The organism is Arenimonas fontis (assembly GCF_008386465.1).
In the GTDB taxonomy this organism is placed as follows: domain Bacteria; phylum Pseudomonadota; class Gammaproteobacteria; order Xanthomonadales; family Xanthomonadaceae; genus Arenimonas; species Arenimonas fontis.
This window is the reverse complement of record NZ_VUOD01000001.1, coordinates 45,747-68,350: the sequence shown is the minus strand read 5'-3', so window position 1 is coordinate 68,350 and position 22,604 is coordinate 45,747. Positions and strand designations below refer to the sequence as shown.

The following is a 22,604-nucleotide window of genomic DNA, read 5'->3' as shown; positions in this document are numbered from 1 at the left end:
GGCGGTTCGGGCCGATTCGGCTGGCTATACTCCCCCAAGAGTGCGAACAGGGGGTCCGGGATGCGCCTGACCGAGGCTTTCGCGTCATCGGAAAGCATCGTGGCGGTGATGCGCGCCAGCGACGGCGTGTTCCTGGACGTCAATCCCGCCTTCGAGCGTAGCACCGGCTGGCGTCGCGAGCAGGTGATCGGCCGGATTCCGGTGGAGATCGGCCTGTGGCAGGACCCGGGGTTCCGCTCGAAGATATGGAGTGTGCTGCGCGGCGACCACCGGGCGGTCGCGGTGCCCACCCGCATCGTCTGCGCCGACGGCAGCGTCCGGACCGGGCTGCTGAGCGCGGAGTTCGCCAGCGAGGCCGGCCAGCCGGTGGTGTTCTGCCTGCTCTACCTTCTGCCTGAAGGCGAAGACGCTGCGGGCGAGGAGACCGATCACCGCTTCTACCGCTCGCTTTACCTGGCCGCGTCCGAGGGGCTGTACCGCAGCCTGCCCGGCGGTGGATTCCTGGACGTGAATCCGGCCATGGCCCGCATCTTCGGCTATGCCTCGCCGCAGCAGATGCTGGCCGAGCTGGCCCGGGACGCGTCCAGTCTTTACGTGGACCGGGAGCAGGTGTCGCAGCTGCACGAGGTGCTGCGCTCTGGTGGGCGGCTGGAACGGGCGCGGGCCCGGGTTCGCCGTCGCGATGGCAGTGTCATCTGGATCAGCGAGAACGCCCGGGCGATTTTCGACGAAAACGGCCAGGCGCTGTTCTTCGAAGGCTCGGTGGTGGACATCACCGCCCAGGTCGAGGCCGAGGAGGCCCTGAAACAGTCCCAGGCCCTGTATCAGGTGCTGGTCGAGAACAGCCGCGACGGCGTGTTCCTGATCCAGCGCGGCAAGGTGGTCTTCGCCAATGAAGCGATGGCGGGCATCCTCGGCTACCCGGTGTCCGAGCTCACCGGCATGGAGTACATGAACCTGGTGGATCCCGAGGACCTGGCCGCGCAGGCCGAGCGGCGGGCCCGGCGCGAAGCCGGCTCGCGCGAACTTCAGGTCTACGAGGTGCACCTTCTGCGCAAGGACGGCCAGCGGATCCTCTGCGAAGTGAGGGCGGACGCGGTCGAGTACCGCGGCGACATCGCCTCCACCGGCACCTTGCGCGACGTCACCGAGGAGCGGCGGCGGCAGCGGGCGGTCGCCGAAGCGGAACGGCGCTACCGCGAACTGTTCGAGACGTCCCCGGCCGGCCTGTTCCGCAGTGCCCTCGACGGCCGGATCATGGAGGTCAACCAGGTGCTGGCCCGGTTGCTGGGTCACGAGAGCCCGGACCACCTCAAATCGGCCGTGCGGAACATGACCGGCCTCTATGCCGATCCCGCGGAAAGGCCGCGCCTGGTGGAGCGGGCCTTGCGGGAAGGCGGCTTCAGCAATCATGAGACCCGGGCCCGCATGCATGACGGGCGGGAGAAGTGGGTCAGCGCCAGCGTGCGGCTGATCCGGGACGAAGCCGGCCAGCCCCTGCACTTCACCGGGTCGATCCTGGACGTGGACGAACGCCACGCCATCCAGCAGGCCCTGCAGCGCTCCGAAACCCGCTACCGCACCCTGGTCGAGCATAGCCAGGTCGGCGTCTACGTCATGCGGGGCGAGCGCTACACCTATGTCAACCAGGCCTTTGCCCGGATGATCGGCCGCAGCGAGCACGAGATCGAGGGCCAGGACTTCCGCGCCATCATGGCACCGGAATCGGTGCCGGTTTCGGAAGAGCGCGACCGTCGGCGGGCCGCTGGCGAGCCGGTGCCCGGCGACTTCGAAACCTGCCTGCTGCACAAGGATGGACGCCGGGTCTACGTGCGGGTCAGTATCGGACCGGTGCTGCTGGATGGCGTGGAGCACCTGACCGGCACGGTGCTGGACATCACCCGGCAGCGCGAGGCCGAGGACCGGTTGCGTTTCCATGCCACCCACGACCCGTTGACGGGCCTGCCCAACCGCATGCTGTTCAACCAGCGCCTGGCCGAGGCCATGTCGGCAACGGTGGGGCAGGGCGACGGCGGTTATGCGGTGTTGTTCCTCGACCTGGACGGTTTCAAATGGGTGAATGACAGCCTGGGTCACGGTGCCGGCGACCGGCTGCTGGTTCAGATCGCTCGCCGCCTGGAGGACAACTTGCTGCGGCACGCCCTGATCGCCCGCTACGGCGGTGACGAGTTCACCTTGCTGCCGGACGGCCCCTGCAGCCTGGACCGGGCCGTCGAAATCGCCAGGACCGTGCTGAGGGTATTCGAACAGCCCTTCGAGATCGCCGGCCAGCAGGTGTTTTCCGCGGCCAGCGTCGGCATCGTGCTCGGACGGCGCGAGTACGAGTCGCCGGACCAGGTCCTGCGCGACGCCGACACCGCCATGTACCGGGCCAAGGCCGCCGGCAAGTCCGGTTTCGTGGTGTTCGACGAAGCCATGCACCAGGAGGCGCTCAGTCGGCTGCAGCTCGAGACCGATTTCCGGCTGGCGCTGGAACGCGGCGAGTTCCGTATTCATTACCAGCCGATCGTGGACCTCGGCAGTGGTCGGCTGGTCGGCGCCGAGGCGCTGGTGCGCTGGTGCCATCCGCTGCGCGGCCTGCTGGTGCCGGCCGATTTCCTGGCGGTGGCGGAGGAAACCGGGCTGATCGTCGAGATGGACGCCTGGGTCCTGAAGGAGGCCTGCCGCCAGCTGGCCGTCTGGCGAAACCGCTTTCCGGACTGGCCGGAGCTGACTGTCAACGTCAACGTGGACGAGAAGCAGATGGTGTCGGCCGGGATCGTCGAGGAAGTGTTCTCGCTGCTGCAACGGCACGGCTTGCCGCCGGCCAGCCTGCGCCTGGAAGTCACCGAGACGGCCTTCCGCACCGGCCGCGCCCAGGCCGAGCAGCGGCTGCTGGCGCTCAAGGCCCTGGGCGTCGGCCTGGTGGTGGACGATTTTGGCACCGGTTACTCATCCCTGGAGTCGTTCGCGGCATCGCCGTTCGATGCCCTCAAGATGGACCAGGTGTTCATTCGCGACATCGCCAGCAATCCGCGTCACCGCGCCATCGTCCGCACCATCGCCGGCTTCGCCCGCGAGCTGGGCCTGGCCATGACCGCAGAGGGCATCGAAACCGGAGAGCAGCGCGTGATCGCGGCCGAGCTCGGTTGCCAGTACGGCCAGGGCTACCTGTTCGCGCGGCCGTTGCCGGCGCAGGAATTCGAGCAATTGCTCCTGGGCGACGCCCGCATCCTCGGCTGACCCGCTGCCCGAAGTGCGGGCGCCGTGTTAGCCTGCATCCGCAGTTCCGAGGTGAATCCATGACGCGTGCCTTCAACTTCAGCGCCGGCCCGGCCGCGCTGCCCGAACCCGTGTTGCGCCAGGTCCAGGAGGAACTGCTGGAATGGCGGGGCGAACGGGCATCGGTGATGGAGGTCAGCCATCGCGGCAAGGCTTTCGTGGCATGTGCGGCCGAAGCCGAGCGCGATCTGCGCGAGCTGGCGGGGGTGCCGGACGACTACGCGGTGCTGTTTCTCCAGGGTGGCGCCACCCTGCTAGCGGCGTTGTTGCCCATGAACCTGGCCGGCCCGGAGGCGGGCGCGGACTACGTGCTGACCGGCCATTGGGGCGAGAAGGCGCTGGACAACGCCAGGGTCTCGTTGCGGGCGCGCGTGGCGGCCAGTGCCAAGGCCGACGGCTATGACCACGTGCCCGACCCGGCGGGCTGGGACCTGGATCCGGACGCGGCCTATGTGCACATCACCAGCAACGAAACCATCCACGGCGTGGAGTTTCGCCAGGTACCGGACACCGGCGACGTGCCCCTGGTGGTGGACGCGTCCTCGAACCTCTTGTCGGAGCCGTTGGACGTGCGCCGGTTCGGGGTGATCTACGGTGGCGCCCAGAAGAACCTGGGGCCGTCGGGCCTGGCCGTGGCCATCGTCAGACGCGACCTGCTCGGCCGGCATGGCCGCTTGCTGCCGCCGATATTCGAGCTGCTGAACCAGGTCAAGAACGACTCCATGTTCAACACCCCGCCAACCTTTGCCTGGTACGTGCTGGGCCTGGTGCTGAAGTGGATGAAGGCGGAGGGCGGCCTGGCCGCCCTTGGCGAGCGCAACCGGCGCAAGGCCGAGCGCCTGTACGCAGTCATCGATGGCTCTGGCGGCTTCTACCGCAACCCGGTCCGTCCGGAGGCGCGCTCGCGCATGAACGTGCCCTTCACCCTGCCGGATCCGGCGCTTGATCCGGTCTTCCTCAAGGAAGCGGAAGCCGCCAGTCTGGTCGGCCTGAAGGGTCACCGGGCGGTGGGCGGAATGCGCGCCTCGATCTACAACGCCATGCCCGAAGCCGGCGTCGCGGCACTGGCGGACTTCATGGCCGACTTCGCCCGACGGCACGGCTGAACCATGGCGGGACGGCAGGACTGGCTGGCCGGGCCCGGCGGAGCGCTCCGCGGCGAGATCAGGGTGCCCGGCGACAAGTCGGTCTCGCATCGGGCGATCATGCTGGCGGCCCTGGCCGACGGTTGCAGCCGCATCGAGGGTTTCCTGGAGGGCGAGGACACCCTGGCGACGGTAGCGATCTTCCGGCGCATGGGGGTGGACATCGGGGCGCCGTCCCCCGGCGAACGGATCGTGCGCGGGGTCGGGCTGCACGGCCTGCGGGCCCCGCAGGAACCCCTGGACTGCGGCAACTCCGGTACCGCCATGCGATTGCTGGCGGGGTTGCTGGCCGGGCAGTCCTTCGACAGTACCCTGGTCGGCGACGCGTCGTTGTCGCGCCGGCCGATGCGGCGCGTGATCGAGCCGCTGGCACGCATGGGCGCCCGCATCGAGGCCGGGGAAGGCGGTTTTCCGCCACTTACAATTCGCGGCAAGAATGATCTTCAATCAATTGATTTCAATAATGAAATAGCTAGTGCGCAGGTGAAGTCGGCGGTGCTGCTGGCCGGCCTGTACGGCCGTGGCGAAACCCGGGTCCGCGAGCCCCGGCCCAGCCGCGACTACACCGAACGCATGCTGGCGGCCTTCGGTTGGCCGGTGCGCTTTCGTACCGGCGAGGCGGCGCTGGAGGGCGGCCACCGCCTGCGCGCCACCGAGGTGCGGGTGCCGGCCGATTTCTCCTCCGCGGCCTTCTTCCTGGTGGCCGCCAGCCTGGTGCCGGGCAGCGAGCTGCTGCTGCGCGGCGTCGGCATGAACCCCCGCCGCACCGGCCTGCTGGCCGCGCTTCGCGCCATGGGTGCCGACATCCGCGTGGAAGCCGAGGGCCGGCAGGGAGGGGAGCCGGTGGCCGACCTGCGGGTGCGCCACGCACCGCTGCACGGCATCGAGCTGGACGAGGCGCTGGTGCCGGACATGATCGACGAGTTCCCGGCCCTGTTCGCCGCCGCCGCCCTCGCGCGGGGGCGCACGGTGGTGCGCGGTGCCGCCGAACTGCGGGTCAAGGAATCCGACCGCATTGCTGCCATGGCCAGTGCCCTGCGCGCCCTGGGCGCCCGGGTCGAGGAACGGCCCGACGGCGCCGTCATCGAGGGCGGCCGCCTGCATGGCGGTGACGTCGACAGCCTGGGCGACCACCGCGTGGCCATGAGCCTGGCCGTGGCCGCCCAGCTGGCGGACGGCGAGGTGCGCATCCGCGACTGCGCCAACGTCGCCACCTCCTTCCCGGATTTCGCCGGGCTCGCCGCCGCCGCCGGTTTCGGCCTGCGGCCCGCAGGCTAGAATGGCCGCCATGCAGACGATCCCCGTGCTGACCATCGATGGTCCCTCCGGCTCCGGCAAGGGCACCATCAGTCGGGCCGTGGCCGATCGCCTGGGCTGGCACTACCTGGATTCCGGCGCCCTGTACCGGGCGGTCGGCCTGGCCGCCGCCTGGGAGGGCCTGGACCTCAGCGACGCCGAGGCGGTGGCGAACTGCGCCGCCCGCACCGACATCCGCTTCGAAACCGCGGGGGAAGGCGAGCCCCGGGTGATCGTCAACGGCAAGGACGCCACCCGCCTGATCCGTACCGAGACCGCCGGCGCCGCTGCCTCGGCGATCGCCGCCCATCCCCAGGTTCGGGCCGCCCTGGTGGCGCTGCAGCACGGTTTCCGGCGCGCGCCCGGCCTGGTCGCGGACGGTCGCGACATGGGTACGGTGATATTTCCGGACGCCCGCTGGAAGGTGTTCCTGACCGCCAGCGCCGAAGAGAGAGCCAAAAGGCGCCATAAACAGTTGAAGGAAAAAGGGGTTTCGGTTACCCTTGCCGGCCTGCTGAACGAAATCGCCGCTCGGGACGAGCGCGATGCGAGCCGTTCGGTGGCGCCCCTGAAGCCCGCGCAGGACGCGGTCGTCGTGGACTCCACCGGCACGCCCATCCACGAGGTGGTCGAGCGTGTCCTGGCGGTGCTTCCGGAACAGCTCCGGCAGCCTCGCCGCTAGAACCGCAGCATGCCGCCGGCGGCGGCGATTCCCCAGGCAGGCCAGCCCCCGTGCCAGGACGGCGCGGGCTCGTTGTTTCCAACCAATGCGCGCAAGCGCCAACAGGTGGGTCGCGGCGGAGCCGCAGCCCGTGTGTCCAACCCGAGTAACCTGACAATGACTGAATCTTTCGCTGAACTGTTCGAGCAGAGCCAGACCGAGCTCGCCAAGCTCAAGCCGGGCGCCATCGTCACCGGCACCGTGGTCGAGGTGCGCGCGGACGTGGTCGTCATCAATGCCGGCCTCAAGTCCGAGGGCATCATCCCGATCGAACAGTTCCGTAACGAGGCCGGCGAGATCGAAGTGGCCCCCGGCGACACCGTGAAGGTGGCCCTCGAGTACCTGGAGAACGGCTTCGGCGAGACCGTGCTGTCGCGCGAGAAGGCCAAGCGCGCCATGGTCTGGGACGAGCTGGAGGCCTCGATGGAGGCCGGCGAGATCGTGACCGGCCGCATCTCCGGCAAGGTCAAGGGCGGCTTCACCGTGGACATCCGCGACGTGCGCGCCTTCCTGCCCGGTTCCCTGGTGGACGTGCGCCCGGTGCGCGACCCGGGTTATCTCGAGGGCAAGGAACTCGAGTTCAAGATCATCAAGCTTGACCGCAAGCGCAACAACGTGGTCGTCTCCCGCCGCGCCGTGGTCGAGAGCGAGAACAGTGCCGAGCGCGAGCAGCTGCTCGAGCGCCTGCAGGAAGGCGCGATCGTCAAGGGCGTGGTCAAGAACCTCACCGATTACGGCGCCTTCGTCGACTTGGGCGGCATCGACGGCCTGCTGCACATCACCGACATGGCCTGGAAGCGCGTGCGGCATCCGTCCGAGGTGGTCAACGTCGGCGACGAGCTGGACGTGCGCGTGCTGAAGTTCGACCGCGAGCGCAACCGCGTCTCGCTGGGCCTGAAGCAGCTGGGAGACGATCCCTGGGAGAACATCGCCCGTCGTTACCCGACCGGCACCCGTCTGTTCGGCAAGGTTTCCAACGTCACCGACTACGGCGCCTTCGTCGAGATCGAGCCGGGCGTCGAGGGCCTGGTGCACGTGTCCGAGATGGACTGGACCAACAAGAACGTCAATCCGTCCAAGGTCGTGCAGGTCGGCGACGAGGTCGAGGTGATGGTGCTGGACGTGGATGGCGAGCGCCGCCGCATCTCGCTGGGCATCAAGCAGTGCACCCCGAACCCGTGGGAAGCCTTCTCGGCCCTGCACAAGAAGGGCGACAAGGTGTCCGGCCAGATCAAGTCGATCACCGACTTCGGCATCTTCATCGGCCTGGACGGCGGTATAGACGGTCTGGTGCACCTGTCCGACATCAGCTGGAACACCACCGGCGAGGACGTGGTCCGCAACTTCAAGAAGGGCGACACCGTCGAGGCGGTGGTGTTGGCGGTGGATCCGGAGCGCGAGCGCATTTCCCTGGGCATCAAGCAGCTCGAGCAGGACCCGGTCGGCCAGTACATGGCCGGCACCCAGAAGGGCAGCATCGTCACCGGCGTGGTCAAGGGCGTGGACAGCCGCGGCGCCACCATCGAGCTCGAGGGCGGCGTCGAGGGCTATATCCGCGCCAGCGACATCGCCAAGGAGCGGGTCGAGGATGCCAGCCAGCACCTGAAGGTCGGCGACAAGGTCGAGGCCAAGTTCATGGGCATGGACCGCAAGGGCCGCATGCTGCAGCTCTCGATCCGGGCCAAGGACGAGGAAGAGCTGGCCGAGACCCTGGCCGAGGTCAACAAGTCCTACGACGCTTCCGCCGGCACCACCAAGCTGGGCGCCCTGCTGCGAGAGCAGCTGAACAAGGGCGAGTGACCGCCACCGCGACGCGGCCCGGGTTCGCCCGGGCCGCGGCTTTCCCGCGATACGAGGGGTAGTCCGGAGATGACCAAGTCCGAGCTGATCGAAGTGCTGGCGCGTCGCCAGGCCCACCTCAAGGCCGATGACGTGGACCTGGCGGTCAAGACCCTGCTCGAGATGATGAGCGGCGCCCTGACCCATGGAGAGCGCATCGAGATCCGGGGCTTCGGCAGTTTCTCCCTGCACTTCCGTCCGCCGCGCATGGGCCGCAATCCCAAGACGGGAGAATCCGTGGCCTTGCCCGGCAAGTACGTTCCCCACTTCAAGCCCGGCAAGGAGCTGCGCGACCGCGTCAATGCCGGCAACGCCGCCGACCCGGCCGAGGCTGCCCCCGGCGAGGGCTGAGCTTCCGCGCCCGCTGGGCTAAGCTTTGCGGGACCCGATACAGGATCCTGAGCGGATGCGCCTGATCAAAGCCTTGCTGGCCCTGTTGTTCGTCCTGCTGGGGGTGCTGTTCAGCGCCCTCAACCGTGATCCGGTGCAGGTGGATCTGGGCTTCGCCGCGGTGGACACCTATCTCGGCGCGGCCCTGTTGTTCGCCCTGCTCGTCGGCGCCGTCCTGGCGGGCTTGGTGTTGCTGGCCGGAGTGGTCTGGCCGCGCCGCCGCCGCACCGGCGAGCCGGCCGTTCCGGCCAAGGCCGGCGACCCGGAAGGCCATGACTGAATACGCCTGGTTGTTGCTGTTGCTGCCGGTGGCGGCAGCCAGCGGCTGGCTGGCCGGCCGCCGTGGTGGCGAGCGCAAGGGCGGCGCGCGGGTTTCGCGCCTGTCCAACACCTACTTCCGTGGCCTGAACTACCTGCTCAACGAGCAACAGGACAAGGCCATCGAGGTTTTCCTGCAGATCGCTGCGGTGGACAAGGATACGGTGGAGACGCAGTTCGCCCTCGGCCACCTGTTCCGCCGCCGTGGCGAAGTGGACCGCGCCATCCGCCTGCACCAGAGCCTGGTGGCACGCCCCGGCCTGAGCGACGAGCAGAAGACCCGGGCAGTGCTGGCGCTGGGCGAGGACTACATGCGGGCCGGCCTGCTGGACCGCGCCGAAACCCTGTTCACCGACCTGGTGAGAGTGGGCGTGCAGGCGCCGCAGGCGCTCAAGCACCTGATCTCGATCTACCAGGCCGAAAGGGACTGGGCCAAGGCCATCGAACATGCGCGTCAGTACGAATCGGTGAGCGGAGAGCCGATGGGCAGGCTGGTGGCCCAGTTCCATTGCGAGCTGGCGGAGAAGGCCCGTCTGGGCGGCCAGCCGGAACAGGCCCGCGAGCACATCTTCGAAGCCTATGCAGCCGACAGTCACTGTGTCCGTGCCGGCCTGGTCGAGGGCATGCTGGAACAGTCCCTGGGCAATGACGCCGCGGCGATCCGGGCTTACGAGAGGGTCGCCCGTCACGACATCGAATTCCTGCCGGAGATCCTGGAGCCGCTGCTCGGTTGCTACGAGCGTCGCGGCGAGATGGCCCGTGCCCGCGGCTTCCTGATGGAGATGATCGAGCAGTACCCGGGCATTTCCCCGGTGCTGGAGCTGGCGCGTATCCTGCAGCGCGACGAGGGAACCCGGGCAGCCCTGGAATTTCTGGCCGGACAGCTACGCCAGCGGCCGTCGGTGCGGGGCGAGGCGGCCTACATCGAGCTCAGTCTCAAGGACCCGGACAATGACCCGGCGGCCACCCTGCGCACCTTGCGTCACATTACCGAGCAGCTGCTGGTGCGCACACCGGGTTACCGCTGCCAACGCTGCGGCTTCGGCACCCGAGCCCATCATTGGCAGTGTCCCGGTTGCAAGTCCTGGGGCAGCGTGAAGCCAGTGCACGGAGCGGTGACGGAGTGAGTACCGCCGGCTTCCCGCCGCTGTGGCCGGCCTGGCTTGGCGTCGCTATGGCCACCGCCGCCCTGTTGGCCTGGGTATGGCGAGGCTGGGCCCTGCGGTACGGCATCGTGGACCGGCCCGATGCCCGTCGCCTGCATGCCGAAGCGACTGCCCGCGGCGGCGGCATCGGCATCGTGGTGGCGCTGCTGGCAGCGGCTACGCCGGCACTGGGTGAGAGAGCGACGGCCTTCGCCCTGGGCTTGGCGCTGGTCGCCGGCACCGGCCTGCTCGACGACCTGAAGCCTTTGCCGGCGGCGGCCAAGGCACTGGGTCAGGCTCTCGGCGCCCTGCCGCTGGCCTGGGTAGCGCCGCTGGCGTCGCCATGGCCGGACACCGTGGTGGGCGTCCTGATGGCCTGGCTGCTGGTCATGGCCTTGGTCAACATCTGGAACTTCATGGATGGCAGCAATGGCTTGGCCGCAAGTCAGGCGGCGCTGTTCGGGCTGGCCCTGGCTGGCATGACCGATGGCGCAGCCGCCTGGCTGGGTCTGGTGCTGGCGATGGCCTGTCTGGGGTTCTTGCCGGCGAACCTGCCGAGGGCGCAGGTGTTCCTGGGCGATGTGGGTAGCCACAGCCTGGGATTTGCCGTCGCAGCCGGGGTATTGATTGCCGGCAGTGGCGGATTACCGCCCTGGCTGGCCCTGCTTCCCGCCCTGGCCTTCGTGACGGACGCCACTCTGACCTTGGCGGGCCGGCTGCGGCGCGGGGAGAAGGTCTGGCTGGCCCATCGGGAACATCTTTATCAGCGGGCCATCGCCGGCGGGGTGGGGCACGGTACGGTTTGCCTGGCTTATGCCGTCGTCACTGCCGCGCTGGCGGGCGCCGGTGTGGCGCTGGCGCGCCAGCAGCGGGAGGTTTCGCTCGCCGGCGCCGTCGTCGGCGCCGTGCTGGTCCTGGTCCTTTACCTGTCCTTGCGTCGGCGATGGCCGATGTCGCCCCACCTCCGGGAGTTGCAGCAATGAAGTTCGCTCAAGGCTCGGCAGCGCTGCTGGTGCCGCGGTTGCTGATCGTCGTGCACGACTTGCTGATGATCGCCTTCGTCTGGTCCGGTTTGCGTTGGCTGGCCAGCGTCGCCGGCGCACCGCCGGCGTCGTCGCTGCTGCTGGAACTGCTGATCGCCATGCTGGTCCAGGGTGTCACCCTGCAGATGGTCGGCCTGTACCAGGGCCTGTGGCGCTTCGCCAGCCTGCCGGATCTGGCCAACCTGGTGCGGGGAGCGCTGATCGGCGTGGTGCTGATCGTCGCGGTGCTGTTTCTGCTCGGACGCTTGCCCGAGGTGCCGCGGCGGGTGTTGTTCCCGTACCCGGTGGCGCTGGTGGTGATGCTGGGGGCGCCGCGCTTCCTGTACCGGCTCTGGAAGGACTACCAACACGCCAAGCACGGCAGCGGTACCCGGGTGCTGGTACTGGGTGCCGGCCGGACGGCGGAAAACCTGCTGCGCGAGTTGCGCGCCGACGGTCGTTACCAGCCGGTCGGCCTGCTCGATGACCAGGCCGGCCTGAAGGGCGCGAAGCTGCAGGGCGTTCCGGTGCTCGGTACGCTCGACGACCTGCCGTACATCGCCCAGGAAACCGCTCCGCAGCTGCTGGTCATCGCCATGCCTTCGGCCACCGCTGTCGAGATGCAGCGGGTGGTGGCCCTCTGCGACGAAACGGGGCTGCCATTCCGCACCGTGCCTCGATTGGCCGACATGCTGGAGGGCAAGGCACGACGGCTGGAGCTGAGCGAGGTCCGGATCGAGGACCTGCTGGGACGCAAACCGGTGGAGTTCGAGCCCGTGTCCACCTGCATCGCCGGCAAGCGGGTGGTGGTCACCGGCGCCGGCGGCTCCATCGGTTCGGAGCTTGCCAGGCAATGCGTGGCGGCCGGCGCCGCAACGGTGGTGTTGTTCGAGCGTGCCGAACTGCCTCTCGTGGAGATCGCGGAAGAGCTTGGGCGCGACCATCCGCAGACGGAAATCCGGCCGTTTCTGGCCGACTGCGGCGACCCAGCTGCCTGCCGCCTGGCCTTCCAGGGCGGTGTGGACTTCGTTTTCCATGCCGCCGCCTGCAAGCAGGTGCCCTTGCTGGAGGGCCAGGTCCGCGAAGCCCTGCGCAACAACGTGGTGGCCACCGCTACCGTCGCCAGGGTGGCGCGGGAAACGGGCGTGGGCAGCTTCGTGCTCATCTCCACCGACAAGGCGATCTGCCCGGTCAACGTGCTCGGAGCCAGCAAGCGTTTCGCTGAATTGGCCAGCCAGGCGGTGTTCGCAGACGATGGCGTCAAGCTGGCGGTGGTCAGGTTCGGCAATGTGCTCGATTCGGCGGGAAGTGTGGTCCCGGCGTTCCGGCGCCAGATAGCCGCCGGAGGGCCGGTCACGGTCACCCACCCGGAAGTGACCCGCTATTTCATGACGATTCCGGAGGCCTGTCAGCTGATCCTGCACTCGGTCAGCCTGGACGAGCTGTCCAGCGCGGTGTACGCCCTGGACATGGGCCGTCCGGTCGCAATCCGGGAGCTGGCCGAGCAGATGATCCGGCTCAGCGGCAAGCGACCGGGTATAGACATCGCGGTCACCTACACCGGCTTGCGGCCCGGAGAAAAACTCCACGAAATCCTCTTCGATCCGTCTGAACGTTATCAGCGCACCCGACACCCGCGCATCCTGCGCGCGCTGCCGCGACAAGCCGATCTGGAACGGATCCGTGATTTGCTGGACAGGCTGGATCAGCTACTGGCCGGTTCAGCCGGCGAGGACGAACTGTTCGCATTGCTTTGCGAGGCCGTACCCGAGTATGTGCCCGGCGGCGAACAGGACGAACAGCGCGCCGATGGCCGGAACGGACCCGGTGTTCCGGAGCCTGGTGGCGTCGCGCGAGCCGGTTGAGCCATGGTGGACTCAGGTTCCGGTTACTACCGGGACGCCGCGCCAGCGGCGCCCGCCTGTCCCGCTCTCGCTGCCGACGTCGAGGCCGATACCGTGGTCGTCGGCGGCGGCTACGCAGGCTTGAATACCGCCCTCGGCCTGGCGGAACGGGGCCATCGGGACGTAGTGCTGCTGGAGGCCCGCCGGGTCGGCTTCGGCGCCTCGGGACGCAACGGCGGTTTCGTCTTCGGCGGCTTCTCCCGCGGCGAAAGCGCGCTGCTGGCCGATCTGGGTCCCGAGCGGGCCAGACGCCTGTACCTAGGTACGCTGGAGGCCGTGCGGCTGATCCGCAGACGCATTGACCGTTACGGGATTCGCTGCCAGGCCGTAGACGCCGGCGTGCTCTGGCTGAACTGGTTCCGCGACCCGGAGGTACTGCGCCGGCGCCAGCGCCTGCTGGCCGACCATTTCGGCGTGCACTGGCAGTGGCTGTCTCGCGAACAGGTCGCCCAACAGGTGCTCAGCCCCCGTTACTCGGAAGCGCTGTTCGAATCCGAGGCCCTGCATTTCAATCCGCTGGCCTATGCCAGGGGCCTGACCGCCGCGGCGATCGCCCAGGGGGTGCAGGTCTACGAAGACACGCCGGCGGTGCGCCTCGAGAAGGACGGAGCAGGGTGGCGCGTGCGGACGCCCTCCGGAATCGTCCGCGCCCGCCGGGTGGTGCTGGCCTGCGGGGGCTACCTGGCCGGATTGCACCGGCAGGTGGACGCAGCCGTGCTGCCGATTGCCACCTACGTGATGGTGACCGAGCCGCTGGGCGCCAGCATGGCCACGATCCTGCGAACCCGGGCGGCGCTGTACGACACCCGTTTCGCCTTCGATTACTACCGGCCGACGCCGGATGGACGGCTGCTCTGGGGCGGCCGGATTTCGGTAAGGGACCGGTCCGCGAAAGCGGTGGAGCGGTTGCTGCGCAAGGACATGACGCGGGTGTTTCCGCAGCTGGAAGGCGTGCGCATCGAACATGCCTGGTCGGGCCTGATGAGCTATGCCAGGCACGAGATGCCCCAGATCGGCGAAGTCGAGCCCGGACTGTGGCTTGCCCAGGCCTTCGGCGGTCATGGTGTGGCGCCGACCACCTTTGCCGGCGAACTGCTGGCGGCGGCAATCGCCGAGGGCGATGGTCGCTGGCGGGAGCTGTCCGGGTTCGGCCTGTCGTCGGTGCACCGGCCGTTCGGCCTGCTCGCCGCGCAGTTGGCTTACTGGTGGCTGCAGGGCCGCGATGCCTGGAAAGACTGGATGGAGAGGAGGCCGGGATGAGCGCGGCGATGCCGGAACTGAGCTGGTCCGAGTTCGAGAAGGTCTGGCTGTGTGCCGGGACGGTGCTGAAGGTCGAACCCTTCCCGGAAGCGCGCAAGCCGGCCTGGAAACTGTGGGTGGACTTCGGCCCGCACGGGGTGAAGAAAACCAGCGCCCAGGTCGCGACACTCTACTCGGTCGAGGATCTGCTGGGACGGCAAGTGGTCGGCGTGATCAACTTCCCGCCCAAGCAGATCGGGCCGTTCCGCTCCGAGTTCCTGCTCACCGGCTTCCCCACCGAGGCCGGCGTGGTCCTCACCGCCCTCGAGCGCCCGGTCCCCAACGGCACCCGTTTGGCCTGATTTTCCTGACGCGGATTTACGAGGATGGGCGCGGATCGGGCGTTCTTTGCTTCCTGATCAGCCTTGTCCGGGCAAATCCGTGTCAACAAGAGAACCCCCGGTCGCCCGGGGGTTCGGGAGGAGCGGCGGAAGCTCAGAGCGCTTCGAAGATGCCGGCGGCGCCCATGCCGGTGCCGATGCACATGGTGACCATGCCGTACTTCTGCTTGCGCCGGCGCAGGCCGTGCACGATGGTCGCCGTGCGAATGGCGCCGGTGGCGCCCAGCGGGTGACCCAGGGCGATGGCACCGCCCAGCGGGTTCACCTTGGCCGGATCCAGGCCGCAGTCGCGGATCACCGCCAGGGCCTGGGCGGCGAAGGCCTCGTTGAGCTCGATCCAGTCCAGCTGCTCCGCGCTCAGGCCGGCCTGCCTGAGTGCCTTCGGGATCGCGGCGATCGGGCCGATGCCCATCACTTCCGGTCGCACACCGGCGACCGAGAAGCTGACGAAACGGGCCAGCGGGGTCAGGCCGTAGTCCTTGATCGCTTGCTCGGAAGCCAGCAGCACGGCGGCGGCGCCATCGCTCATCTGCGAGCTGTTGCCGGCGGTTACCGTGCCGCCGGCGCGGAACACCGGCCGCAGCTTCGCCAGGCCTTCGGCGCTGGTGTCGGCGCGCGGGCCCTCGTCCTGTTCAACCAGCAGCTCGCGCAGGCGCACGGTATTGCCGGCAAGGTCGGGCTGGTGCGAAATCACCCGGTAGGGCGTGATCTCCTGCTTGAACTCGCCGGCAGCCTGGGCGGCCAGGGCCTTCTGGTGCGAGGCGAGGGCAAAGGCGTCCTGGTCCTCGCGGCTGACCTTCCATTCCTCGGCCACCTTCTCGGCGGTGATGCCCATGCCATAGGCGATGGCGACGTTGTCGTCCTGGAAGACCCTGGGGCTGAGCGCCACCTTGTTGCCCATCATCGGCACCATGGACATGGATTCGGTGCCGCCGGCCAGGACCAGGTCGGCCTGGCCGAGGCGGATCTGGTCGGCCGCCAGCGCCACCGCCTGCAGGCCGGAGGAACAGAAGCGGTTGATGGTCTGCGCCGCCACCGTGTTGGGCAGGCCGGCCAGCAGCACGCCGATGCGCGCCACGTTCATGCCTTGCTCGCCCTCGGGCATGGCGCAGCCGATGATGGCGTCCTCGATGCGCTTGACGTCTATGCCCGGGGTCTGGGCGACCACGGCCTTGAGCACATGCGCCAGCATCTCGTCGGGGCGGGTGTTGCGAAAGACGCCGCGCGGGGCCTTGCCGACCGGGGTGCGGGTGGCGGCGACGATGTAGGCGTCCTGGATCTGCTTGCTCATTGTCTTAGTTCCTCAGCGGCTTGCCGGTCTTGAGGGTGTGCATGATGCGTTCCTGGGTCTTGGGCATCTGCGCCAGGGCGATGAAGTGCTCACGCTCCAGCGCCAGCAGCCAGTCCTCGTCCACCAGGGAACCGCGGTCCACCTCGCCGCCGCAGAGGACGGTGGCGATGCGCTTGCCGATCTCGTAGTCGTGCTCGGAGATGAAGCGGCCCTCGAGCATGTTCTCCAGCATCATCCGGAAGGTGGCGATGCCGACATCGCCGGCCACCTGCGCGCGGCGGGCGGGCAGGGGCGGGCGGTAACCCGATTCGGCCAGGGCGCGGGCCTGGGCCTTGGCCACGTGCAGCAGCTCGTAGGCGTTGAACACCACCACGTCGCTTTCGCGGGCCAGCTTCAGCTCCTTGGCTTCCAGGGCCGAGCCGGAGACCTTGGCCATGGCCACCGCCTCGAACCAGGGCTTGAGCACGGCGAAGACGTCGCCGCCTGGGCCGGCCGCCGCCGAGGCGCGCACGGCGATCTCCTTCAGGCCGCCGCCGGCCGGCAGCAATCCCACACCGGCCTCGACCAGGCCGATGTAGCTCTCCAGGGCCAGCACGGCGCGGGCCGAGTGCATCTGGAACTCGCAGCCGCCGCCCAGGGCCATGCCGCGCACGGCCGCCACCACCGGCACCAGGGCGTACTTGATGCGCTGGCTGGTGGCCTGGAAGGTTTTCACCATGGCCTCGAACTCGGCCAGCTTGCCGGCCTGCAGCGAGGCCAGGGCGCCGCTGAGGTCGGCACCGGCGGAGAAGGGCTCCTTCGCCTGCCACAGCACCAGGCCGCGGAAGTCGCGCTCGGCGATGTCCACCGCCTTCTGTATGCCGGCCAGGACGCCGTCGGAGACGGTGTTCATCTTGGTCTTGAAGCCCAGCACGGCGATGCCGTCGCCGTCATGCCACATGCGTACCGAGTCGTCCTCGAAGACGGTCTCGCCGGGGTTGGCACGCTCGCCCAATACCGGATCGGGAAAACGCTGGCGGTTGTAGACGGCCAGGTTGGAGCGCGGCAGCAACTCGCCGCGGGTCGGGCTGAAGCTGCCCTGGGCGGCATGCACGCCGTCGCGGCCGTCGAACACCCAGTCCGGCAGCGGCACCTGCGCCATGGCCTTGCCGGCGACGATGTCCTCGGCGATCCACTCGGCCAGCTGCTTCCAGCCGGCCGCCTGCCAGGTCTCGAACGGACCCAGGCTCCAGCCGTAGCCCCAGCGGATGGCCAGGTCCACGTCGCGGGCGGTGTCGGCGATCGAGTCCAGGTGGTAGGCGCTGTAGTGGAACAGGTCGCGGAACAGGGCCCAGAGGAAGCGGGCCTGCGGGTGCTCGCCGGCGCGTAGCCTGGCGAACTTCTCCACCGGGTCCTTGAGCTTGAGGATCTCGACCACGCCCGGGTCGGCCTGGCCGGAGGCGGGGCGGTAGTCCTGCTTGCCCAGGTCGAGCACCAGGATGTCCTTGCCCTTCTTCACGTAGATGCCGGCGCCGGCCTTCTGGCCCAGGGCACCCTTGTCGATCAGGGCCTGCATCCACGCCGGGGTCTTGAAATAGGCGTGCCAGGGGTCGTCCGGCAGGGTGTCGGCCATGGTCTTGACCACGTGCGCCATGGTGTCCAGGCCGACCACGTCCGAGGTGCGGTAGGTGGCCGACTTCGGGCGGCCCAGCAGCGGGCCGGTCAGGGCATCCACCTCGTCGAAGCCCAGGCCGGACTCGGCGGTGTGGTGCAGGGTGGAGAGGATGGAGAAAACGCCGATGCGGTTGCCGATGAAGTTCGGCGTGTCCTTGGCGTAGACCACCCCCTTGCCCAGCGTGGTGACCAGGAAAGTCTCAAGTCCTTCAAGAACTTGTCGATCAGTCTTGCGGCAGGGGATCAACTCTGCCAAGTGCATGTAGCGCGGCGGGTTGAAAAAGTGCACGCCGCAGAACCGGGAGTGAAGTTCTTCAGGAAGAACATCCGCCAAGCCATTGATCGACAAACCTGAAGTGTTGGAGGCCAGGATGGCGTGCGGGGCCAGGTAGGGGGCGATCTTCCCGTACAGCGCCTTCTTCCAGTCCATGCGCTCGGCGATGGCCTCGATCACCAGGTCGCAGCCGCGCAGCAGCTCCAGGTGCTGGTCGTAGTTGGCCGGGGTGATGGCGGCGGCCAGGGACTTGCTGGCCAGCGGCGCCGGGGAGAGCTTGCCGAGGTTGGCGATGGCCTTGTCCACCACGCCATTGGCCGGGCCCTCCTTGGCGGGCAGGTCGAACAGGACGGTGTCCACGCCGGCGTTGACCAGATGGGCGGCGATCTGCGCGCCCATCACGCCGGCGCCGAGCACGGCGACCTTGCGGATGAGAAGTTGCGACATGGGGTACTCCGTGGGGAAACGTTGAACGGATTCGGCCGGGAGGCCGCGGCTCAGGCCGGGGCACGCAGGCCGGCGGCGGCGAAGCGGATCAGGGCCTGGGCGGCCTTCTCGCAGTGGACCTTTTCCGGCACGCCGGAGGGGCGTTTGATCAGGCCGAAGTCGGACATGGCGTAGGTGAGGGCGCCGGCGGTGAAGTCCAGGCGCCAGTACAGGTCCTCCTTGCCCAGGCCCGGCAGGGCCTGATGGATGGCCTTGGCAAACTCGCGCAGGACGTGGCCGTAGTTATCGGACAGGAACTTGCGCAGGCCATCGTTTTTCTCGGCATAGGCCCGGGCCAGTACCCGGACGAAGGCAGAGCCGCCGTGTCGGTCCAGGGTCAGGGCCAGGGGCGGTTCGATGAAGGCGGCCAGGATGGCCTCGAGGTCGCCGGGTTTCTCCTCCCTGGCCTTGCGCAGCAGGGCCAGGCGGCGTTCGCTCATTTCGTCCATCCGGCGCCGGAAGACCTCGTTGACCAGGTTTTCCTTGCTGCCGAAGTGGTAGTTGACCGCGGCGATGTTGACGTCGGCCCGGCTGGTCACCTGACGGAGCGATGTGCCGGCGAAACCGTGCTGGGCGAACAGCTCCTCGGCGGCGCCGAGGATGCGTTCCTTGGTGTTGAAATGGGTGGTGGACATGGCCTGCCAGCGTTCGATTGAAACGGGTGTTGGCGATTATGCCCGGCCTGGCGCCAGGGTCAAATGCCTGGCTCAAACGTGTGCGGGGGAGCCGGGGCGGGCGCGACGCCCGGCAGGCGTCGGCGGATCCTGCCGGAAATGTCCAAGGACTTGCGCTAAACCCGTGTCGGGTCGGGGTTTTGTGCTAGATTGACTGGCCCCGGAATCCCAGCATCGTCCGGAACCCCCAACATCCTCACAATGGAGCAGCACATGGCGCTGGAGCGCACCCTTTCCATCATCAAGCCCGACGCGGTCGCCAGGAACGTCATCGGCGAGATTTACAGCCGCTTCGAAAAAGCCGGCCTGAAGATCATCGCCGCCAAGATGAAGCACCTCAGCCGCAAGGAAGCCGAGGGCTTCTATGCCATCCACCGCGAGCGGCCGTTCTTCAACGCGCTGGTCGAGTTCATGAGTTCCGGCCCGGTGATGATCCAGGTGCTCGAGGGCGAGAACGCGGTGGCCAGGAACCGCGAGCTGATGGGCGCCACCAACCCGAAAGAAGCCGCGCCGGGCACCATCCGCGCCGACTTCGCCGAAACCATCGATGCCAACGCCGTGCACGGTTCCGACAGCCTGGAGAACGCCGCGATCGAGATCGCCTACTTCTTCAGCACCACCGAACTCTGCCCGCGCTGAGGGCCGGAGCCGCCGTGATCGGGTCATCCGACAAGTCCATCCCGCCGCAGGTCGAGCAGGCGCCCGCCGGCCAGGCCCGGGTGAACCTGCTCGACCTCGATCGCGCCGGCATGGAGCGCTTCTTCGCCGACACTCTTGGCGAGAAGCGCTTCCGCGCCCACCAGGTGATGAAGTGGATCTACCACCAGCACGTCACCGACTTCGCGCAGATGACCGACGTTGGCAAGGCGCTGCGCGCCAGGCTCGAGCAGCACGCCGAGATCCGCCCGCCCAAGGTCCTGTTCGACAAGCCCAGTGCCGACGGCACCCACAAGTGGCTGCTGGGCATGGACGCCGGCAACGCCGTCGAGGCGGTGTTCATCCCCGACAAGGGCCGCGGCACGCTGTGCGTGTCCAGTCAGGTCGGCTGCGGCCTGAACTGCCAGTTCTGCTCCACTGCCACCCAGGGCTTCAACCGCAACCTGAGCACCGCCGAGATCATTGGCCAGGTCTGGGTGGCGTCGCGGCACCTGGGCAACAAGACCCATCTCGACCGCAAGCTCACCAACGTGGTGATGATGGGCATGGGCGAGCCGCTGTTGAACTTCGACAACGTCGTCCGCGCCATGAGCCTGATGCGCGACGACCTCGGCTTCGGCCTGGCCAACAAGCGCGTCACCCTTTCGACCTCCGGCCTGGTGCCGATGATCGACCGGCTCGCCGAGGAAAGCGACGTGGCGCTGGCGGTGTCGCTGCACGCGCCCAACGACGAGCTGCGCACCGAACTCATTCCGCTCAACAGGAAGTATCCGATCGCCGAGCTGATGGACGCTTGCGTGCGCTACCTGCGGCGCAAGAAAAAGGGCGAGTCCGTCACTTTCGAATACACCTTGATGAAAGGCGTGAATGACTCGCCGGCGACGGCCCGGGAGCTGGCGCGGCTGATGAAGTCCTTCGCCAACCACATGCAGTATGCCGATGCCGCCAAGGTCAACCTGATCCCGTTCAACCCGTTCCCGGGTACCCGTTTCGAGCGTAGCGGCGAGGCCGAAATCCGCGCCTTCCAGAAGATCCTGCTCGACGCCGGCGTGCTTACCACCGTACGCCGGACCCGGGGCGACGACATTGATGCCGCCTGCGGCCAGCTCAAGGGCCAGGTCATGGACCGCACGCGCCGCCAGGCCGAATTTCGCCGCAAGCTGGAACAACAGGGAGTCTCTGATGCCGCCTGACGCCGGTCGTGCGTTTCTTGCCGTACTGCTTGCAGCCCTGCTGGCCGCTTGCGCCGGTACCGGTGGAGCGACGCCGGCGACCGGAGGGCGCGGCGCCGAAATGAGCCGCCAGGGCAACGCCAACCTGCGCCTGGCGCAGAGCTACCTGCAGTCGGGCAAGCTCGAATACGCCCTGGACAGGGCGCGTCGCGGGCTCCAGACCGATCCGGATTCCGCCGATCTGCACGTCGTGATGGGCATGATCCAGGAGCGTATCAACCAGCCGGCCCGGGCCGGCGAAAGCTACGCCCGCGCAGCGCGCCTGGCGCCAGGCTCAGGCCACGTGCGCAACGCCTACGCCGTGTGGCTTTGCCAGCAAGGGCGTCATGACCAGGCCGAAACCCAGTTCGCCGCGGCGTTCGCCGACCCGTTCTACGGAAACAAGCACCAGGCTTATTACAACGCCGGCCGATGTGCCTGGCTGGCCGGCCGGCCGACGGTCGCCGAAACGCACCTGCGCAAGGGCCTGGACCTGGCCCCCGAGGATGCCGCTCTGCTGCTGTTGGCGGCGGAGGTCGAGTATGCCAACGGCGACTACCTGAGCGCCCGCGCCTTCCTGCAGCGCAGGGAGGCGGCCGGGGCCAGCACCCCGGAGTTGTTGGACCTGGCCGCCCGCATCGAGGAAGCCGCGGGTGATCGTGCCAGCGCCGACCGTTACCGCCAGCGCCTGCGCCAGCAGTTCCCAGACTTCACGCCGACCGCGCCGGAGGGGGCGCGCCAGCAATGAACCAGGAAGCTACACAACAGCCGCTTTTCGATGATCCGATTGGCCTGCAGCTGCGCCGGAGCCGTGAGCAGCAGGGCTTGAGTCCGGAGCAGGTCGGCCAGCAACTGCGCCTGCCGCTGGCCATCGTCGAGGCCATGGAGCGAGAGGACTGGGATAGGCTCGGCGCCCCGGTCTACGTGCGCAGCTACCTGGGCAGTTACCTGCGCCTGCTCGGCCTGCCGGAATCGCTGGCCGAGCCGGTGATCCATCGGGCCCGTCCGCCGGAGCTGGTGAGCATGGCCTCGCAGTCGCGCCTGCGTCATTCCCTGGACAGGGGCATCCGCAGCGCCGTTTATCTGGTCATGACCGCCGTCCTGGTCGTGCCGGTCGTGCTGGTGGTCAGGCACTTCCAGTCGGTCGAACCGCCGGCGCCCCTGACCCTCGAGCCGGAGGTGGTGCTGGAGCGTCCAGAGACCCTGGCCAGCGGCGGCAGCCAATCGCTGCCCCTGCCCGCCAGGGACGCCGGCACGACCGCCGCGGGCGCGAACGATGTCGGCCCCGATCCGGTGATGGCCTCGATCGCACCGATGCCGGCCCCGGCGCCGGCAGCTGACACCCTGGTGCTGCGCTTCCACGGCGAAAGCTGGATCGAGGTGCTTGACGCCAAAGGGGAACGGATGGAACGGGCATTGATCCCGGCGGGCGAAGAGCGGAGTTACGACATCGGCCGGGTGGCCAACGTGACGGTCGGCAACGCCGATGCCGTGGAAGTCCGGGTGGCCGGTCGCGAGCTGGATCTGGAACCGTTCCGTTCGGCGAACGTGGCTCGCTTTGCGGTATCCTCCGACGGCGAAGTCAGCGGGTCGCGGCGTTGAGGCGCGGCCGTTGTCCCGACCCCTTCCCCGCGCCCGGTGCCGGGCCGCAAGAGT

Annotated in this window: 19 protein-coding genes; 16 read left to right on the top strand and 3 right to left on the bottom strand. The window is 68.4% G+C overall.

Features of this window, described 5'->3' with window-relative positions:
• Positions 1-60 precede the first annotated feature (60 nt).
• From F0415_RS00350 to F0415_RS00295, 12 genes are all read left to right on the top strand, one after another.
• On the top strand, positions 61-3,243 hold the full coding sequence (locus F0415_RS00350) for a PAS domain S-box protein (RefSeq protein WP_149859209.1): 3,183 nt from the start codon (positions 61-63) through the stop codon (positions 3,241-3,243).
• Positions 3,244-3,302: 59 nt separating this feature from the next.
• Positions 3,303-4,388 carry a 3-phosphoserine/phosphohydroxythreonine transaminase gene (serC, locus tag F0415_RS00345; protein ID WP_149859208.1) on the top strand — a complete coding sequence of 362 codons (1,086 nt, stop codon included), beginning with the start codon at positions 3,303-3,305 and terminating at the stop codon, positions 4,386-4,388.
• Positions 4,389-4,391: 3 nt separating this feature from the next.
• Complete coding sequence (aroA, locus tag F0415_RS00340) at positions 4,392-5,705, top strand: 3-phosphoshikimate 1-carboxyvinyltransferase (RefSeq protein ID WP_149859207.1); 1,314 nt, start codon at positions 4,392-4,394, stop codon at positions 5,703-5,705.
• Between the two features lie 10 nt (positions 5,706-5,715).
• Entirely contained in the window at positions 5,716-6,405 is a 690-nt protein-coding gene (gene cmk / locus F0415_RS00335; protein ID WP_425457791.1) for a (d)CMP kinase, read from the top strand.
• A gap of 156 nt (positions 6,406-6,561) precedes the next feature.
• Entirely contained in the window at positions 6,562-8,244 is a 1,683-nt protein-coding gene (rpsA, locus tag F0415_RS00330; RefSeq protein ID WP_149859205.1) for a 30S ribosomal protein S1, read from the top strand.
• Between the two features lie 69 nt (positions 8,245-8,313).
• Complete coding sequence (locus F0415_RS00325) at positions 8,314-8,634, top strand: integration host factor subunit beta (RefSeq protein WP_149859204.1); 321 nt, start codon at positions 8,314-8,316, stop codon at positions 8,632-8,634.
• Between the two features lie 55 nt (positions 8,635-8,689).
• The gene (locus F0415_RS00320; RefSeq protein WP_149859203.1) at positions 8,690-8,953 is read left to right on the top strand and encodes a lipopolysaccharide assembly protein LapA domain-containing protein; all 264 of its coding nucleotides are present in this window, start codon (positions 8,690-8,692) and stop codon (positions 8,951-8,953) included.
• Positions 8,946-10,118 (top strand): lipopolysaccharide assembly protein LapB, encoded by a 1,173-nt coding sequence (gene lapB, locus F0415_RS00315; RefSeq protein WP_149859202.1) that lies wholly within the window; start codon positions 8,946-8,948, stop codon positions 10,116-10,118. The genes F0415_RS00320 and lapB overlap by 8 nt, the downstream gene beginning before the upstream one ends.
• Positions 10,115-11,119 (top strand): glycosyltransferase family 4 protein, encoded by a 1,005-nt coding sequence (locus F0415_RS00310; protein ID WP_149859201.1) that lies wholly within the window; start codon positions 10,115-10,117, stop codon positions 11,117-11,119. The genes lapB and F0415_RS00310 overlap by 4 nt, the downstream gene beginning before the upstream one ends.
• Positions 11,116-13,023, top strand: a complete 1,908-nt coding sequence (locus F0415_RS00305) for a nucleoside-diphosphate sugar epimerase/dehydratase (protein ID WP_188310240.1) — start codon at positions 11,116-11,118, stop codon at positions 13,021-13,023. The genes F0415_RS00310 and F0415_RS00305 overlap by 4 nt, the downstream gene beginning before the upstream one ends.
• A 3-nt stretch (positions 13,024-13,026) precedes the next feature.
• Positions 13,027-14,322 carry an NAD(P)/FAD-dependent oxidoreductase gene (locus tag F0415_RS00300; RefSeq protein ID WP_149859199.1) on the top strand — a complete coding sequence of 432 codons (1,296 nt, stop codon included), beginning with the start codon at positions 13,027-13,029 and terminating at the stop codon, positions 14,320-14,322.
• The gene (locus F0415_RS00295) at positions 14,319-14,663 is read left to right on the top strand and encodes a tRNA-binding protein (RefSeq protein WP_149859198.1); all 345 of its coding nucleotides are present in this window, start codon (positions 14,319-14,321) and stop codon (positions 14,661-14,663) included. Before F0415_RS00300 ends, F0415_RS00295 begins: the two co-directional genes overlap by 4 nt.
• A gap of 133 nt (positions 14,664-14,796) precedes the next feature.
• Here F0415_RS00295 and F0415_RS00290 read toward each other — a convergent pair whose 3' ends face one another.
• The 3 genes from F0415_RS00290 to F0415_RS00280 are packed head-to-tail and all read right to left on the bottom strand — an operon-like array spanning position 14,797 to position 19,041.
• Positions 14,797-15,993: an acetyl-CoA C-acyltransferase gene (locus F0415_RS00290; protein ID WP_149859197.1), complete on the bottom strand. Its 1,197-nt coding sequence runs from the start codon at positions 15,991-15,993 to the stop codon at positions 14,797-14,799.
• Between the two features lie 4 nt (positions 15,994-15,997).
• A complete protein-coding gene (locus F0415_RS00285; protein ID WP_149859196.1) occupies positions 15,998-18,367 on the bottom strand; it encodes a 3-hydroxyacyl-CoA dehydrogenase/enoyl-CoA hydratase family protein in 2,370 nt (789 codons plus the stop codon).
• A 50-nt stretch (positions 18,368-18,417) separates the two neighbouring features.
• A complete protein-coding gene (locus F0415_RS00280) occupies positions 18,418-19,041 on the bottom strand; it encodes a TetR/AcrR family transcriptional regulator (protein WP_149859195.1) in 624 nt (207 codons plus the stop codon).
• 252 nt (positions 19,042-19,293) lie between these two features.
• Here F0415_RS00280 and ndk point away from each other — a divergent pair, with 252 nt between their 5' ends.
• The 4 genes from ndk to F0415_RS00260 are packed head-to-tail and all read left to right on the top strand — an operon-like array spanning position 19,294 to position 22,550.
• Entirely contained in the window at positions 19,294-19,719 is a 426-nt protein-coding gene (ndk, locus tag F0415_RS00275; RefSeq protein WP_149859194.1) for a nucleoside-diphosphate kinase, read from the top strand.
• A gap of 38 nt (positions 19,720-19,757) precedes the next feature.
• A complete protein-coding gene (gene rlmN, locus F0415_RS00270; RefSeq protein WP_483964252.1) occupies positions 19,758-20,930 on the top strand; it encodes a dual-specificity RNA methyltransferase RlmN in 1,173 nt (390 codons plus the stop codon).
• Positions 20,920-21,696, top strand: a complete 777-nt coding sequence (gene pilW, locus F0415_RS00265) for a type IV pilus biogenesis/stability protein PilW (RefSeq protein ID WP_188310239.1) — start codon at positions 20,920-20,922, stop codon at positions 21,694-21,696. Before rlmN ends, pilW begins: the two co-directional genes overlap by 11 nt.
• On the top strand, positions 21,693-22,550 hold the full coding sequence (locus tag F0415_RS00260) for a helix-turn-helix domain-containing protein (protein WP_149859192.1): 858 nt from the start codon (positions 21,693-21,695) through the stop codon (positions 22,548-22,550). The genes pilW and F0415_RS00260 overlap by 4 nt, the downstream gene beginning before the upstream one ends.
• The last annotated feature ends 54 nt before the right edge of the window (positions 22,551-22,604 follow it).

Excerpts from the sequence above, each read along its gene's own strand:
- F0415_RS00295 (WP_149859198.1), top strand. The coding sequence starts at position 14,319 with ATGAGCGCGGCGATGCCGGAACTGAGCTGGTCCGAGTTCGAGAAGGTC.
- aroA (WP_149859207.1), top strand. The coding sequence starts at position 4,392 with ATGGCGGGACGGCAGGACTGGCTGGCCGGGCCCGGCGGAGCGCTCCGC.
- rpsA (WP_149859205.1), top strand. The coding sequence starts at position 6,562 with ATGACTGAATCTTTCGCTGAACTGTTCGAGCAGAGCCAGACCGAGCTC.
- F0415_RS00280 (WP_149859195.1), bottom strand. The coding sequence starts at position 19,041 with ATGTCCACCACCCATTTCAACACCAAGGAACGCATCCTCGGCGCCGCC.
- F0415_RS00325 (WP_149859204.1), top strand. The coding sequence starts at position 8,314 with ATGACCAAGTCCGAGCTGATCGAAGTGCTGGCGCGTCGCCAGGCCCAC.
- F0415_RS00290 (WP_149859197.1), bottom strand. The coding sequence starts at position 15,993 with ATGAGCAAGCAGATCCAGGACGCCTACATCGTCGCCGCCACCCGCACC.
- F0415_RS00285 (WP_149859196.1), bottom strand. The coding sequence starts at position 18,367 with ATGTCGCAACTTCTCATCCGCAAGGTCGCCGTGCTCGGCGCCGGCGTG.
- F0415_RS00305 (WP_188310240.1), top strand. The coding sequence starts at position 11,116 with ATGAAGTTCGCTCAAGGCTCGGCAGCGCTGCTGGTGCCGCGGTTGCTG.
- lapB (WP_149859202.1), top strand. The coding sequence starts at position 8,946 with ATGACTGAATACGCCTGGTTGTTGCTGTTGCTGCCGGTGGCGGCAGCC.
- F0415_RS00300 (WP_149859199.1), top strand. The coding sequence starts at position 13,027 with ATGGTGGACTCAGGTTCCGGTTACTACCGGGACGCCGCGCCAGCGGCG.
- ndk (WP_149859194.1), top strand. The coding sequence starts at position 19,294 with ATGGCGCTGGAGCGCACCCTTTCCATCATCAAGCCCGACGCGGTCGCC.
- cmk (WP_425457791.1), top strand. The coding sequence starts at position 5,716 with ATGCAGACGATCCCCGTGCTGACCATCGATGGTCCCTCCGGCTCCGGC.
- pilW (WP_188310239.1), top strand. The coding sequence starts at position 20,920 with ATGCCGCCTGACGCCGGTCGTGCGTTTCTTGCCGTACTGCTTGCAGCC.
- serC (WP_149859208.1), top strand. The coding sequence starts at position 3,303 with ATGACGCGTGCCTTCAACTTCAGCGCCGGCCCGGCCGCGCTGCCCGAA.
- F0415_RS00350 (WP_149859209.1), top strand. The coding sequence starts at position 61 with ATGCGCCTGACCGAGGCTTTCGCGTCATCGGAAAGCATCGTGGCGGTG.
- F0415_RS00320 (WP_149859203.1), top strand. The coding sequence starts at position 8,690 with ATGCGCCTGATCAAAGCCTTGCTGGCCCTGTTGTTCGTCCTGCTGGGG.
- F0415_RS00260 (WP_149859192.1), top strand. The coding sequence starts at position 21,693 with ATGAACCAGGAAGCTACACAACAGCCGCTTTTCGATGATCCGATTGGC.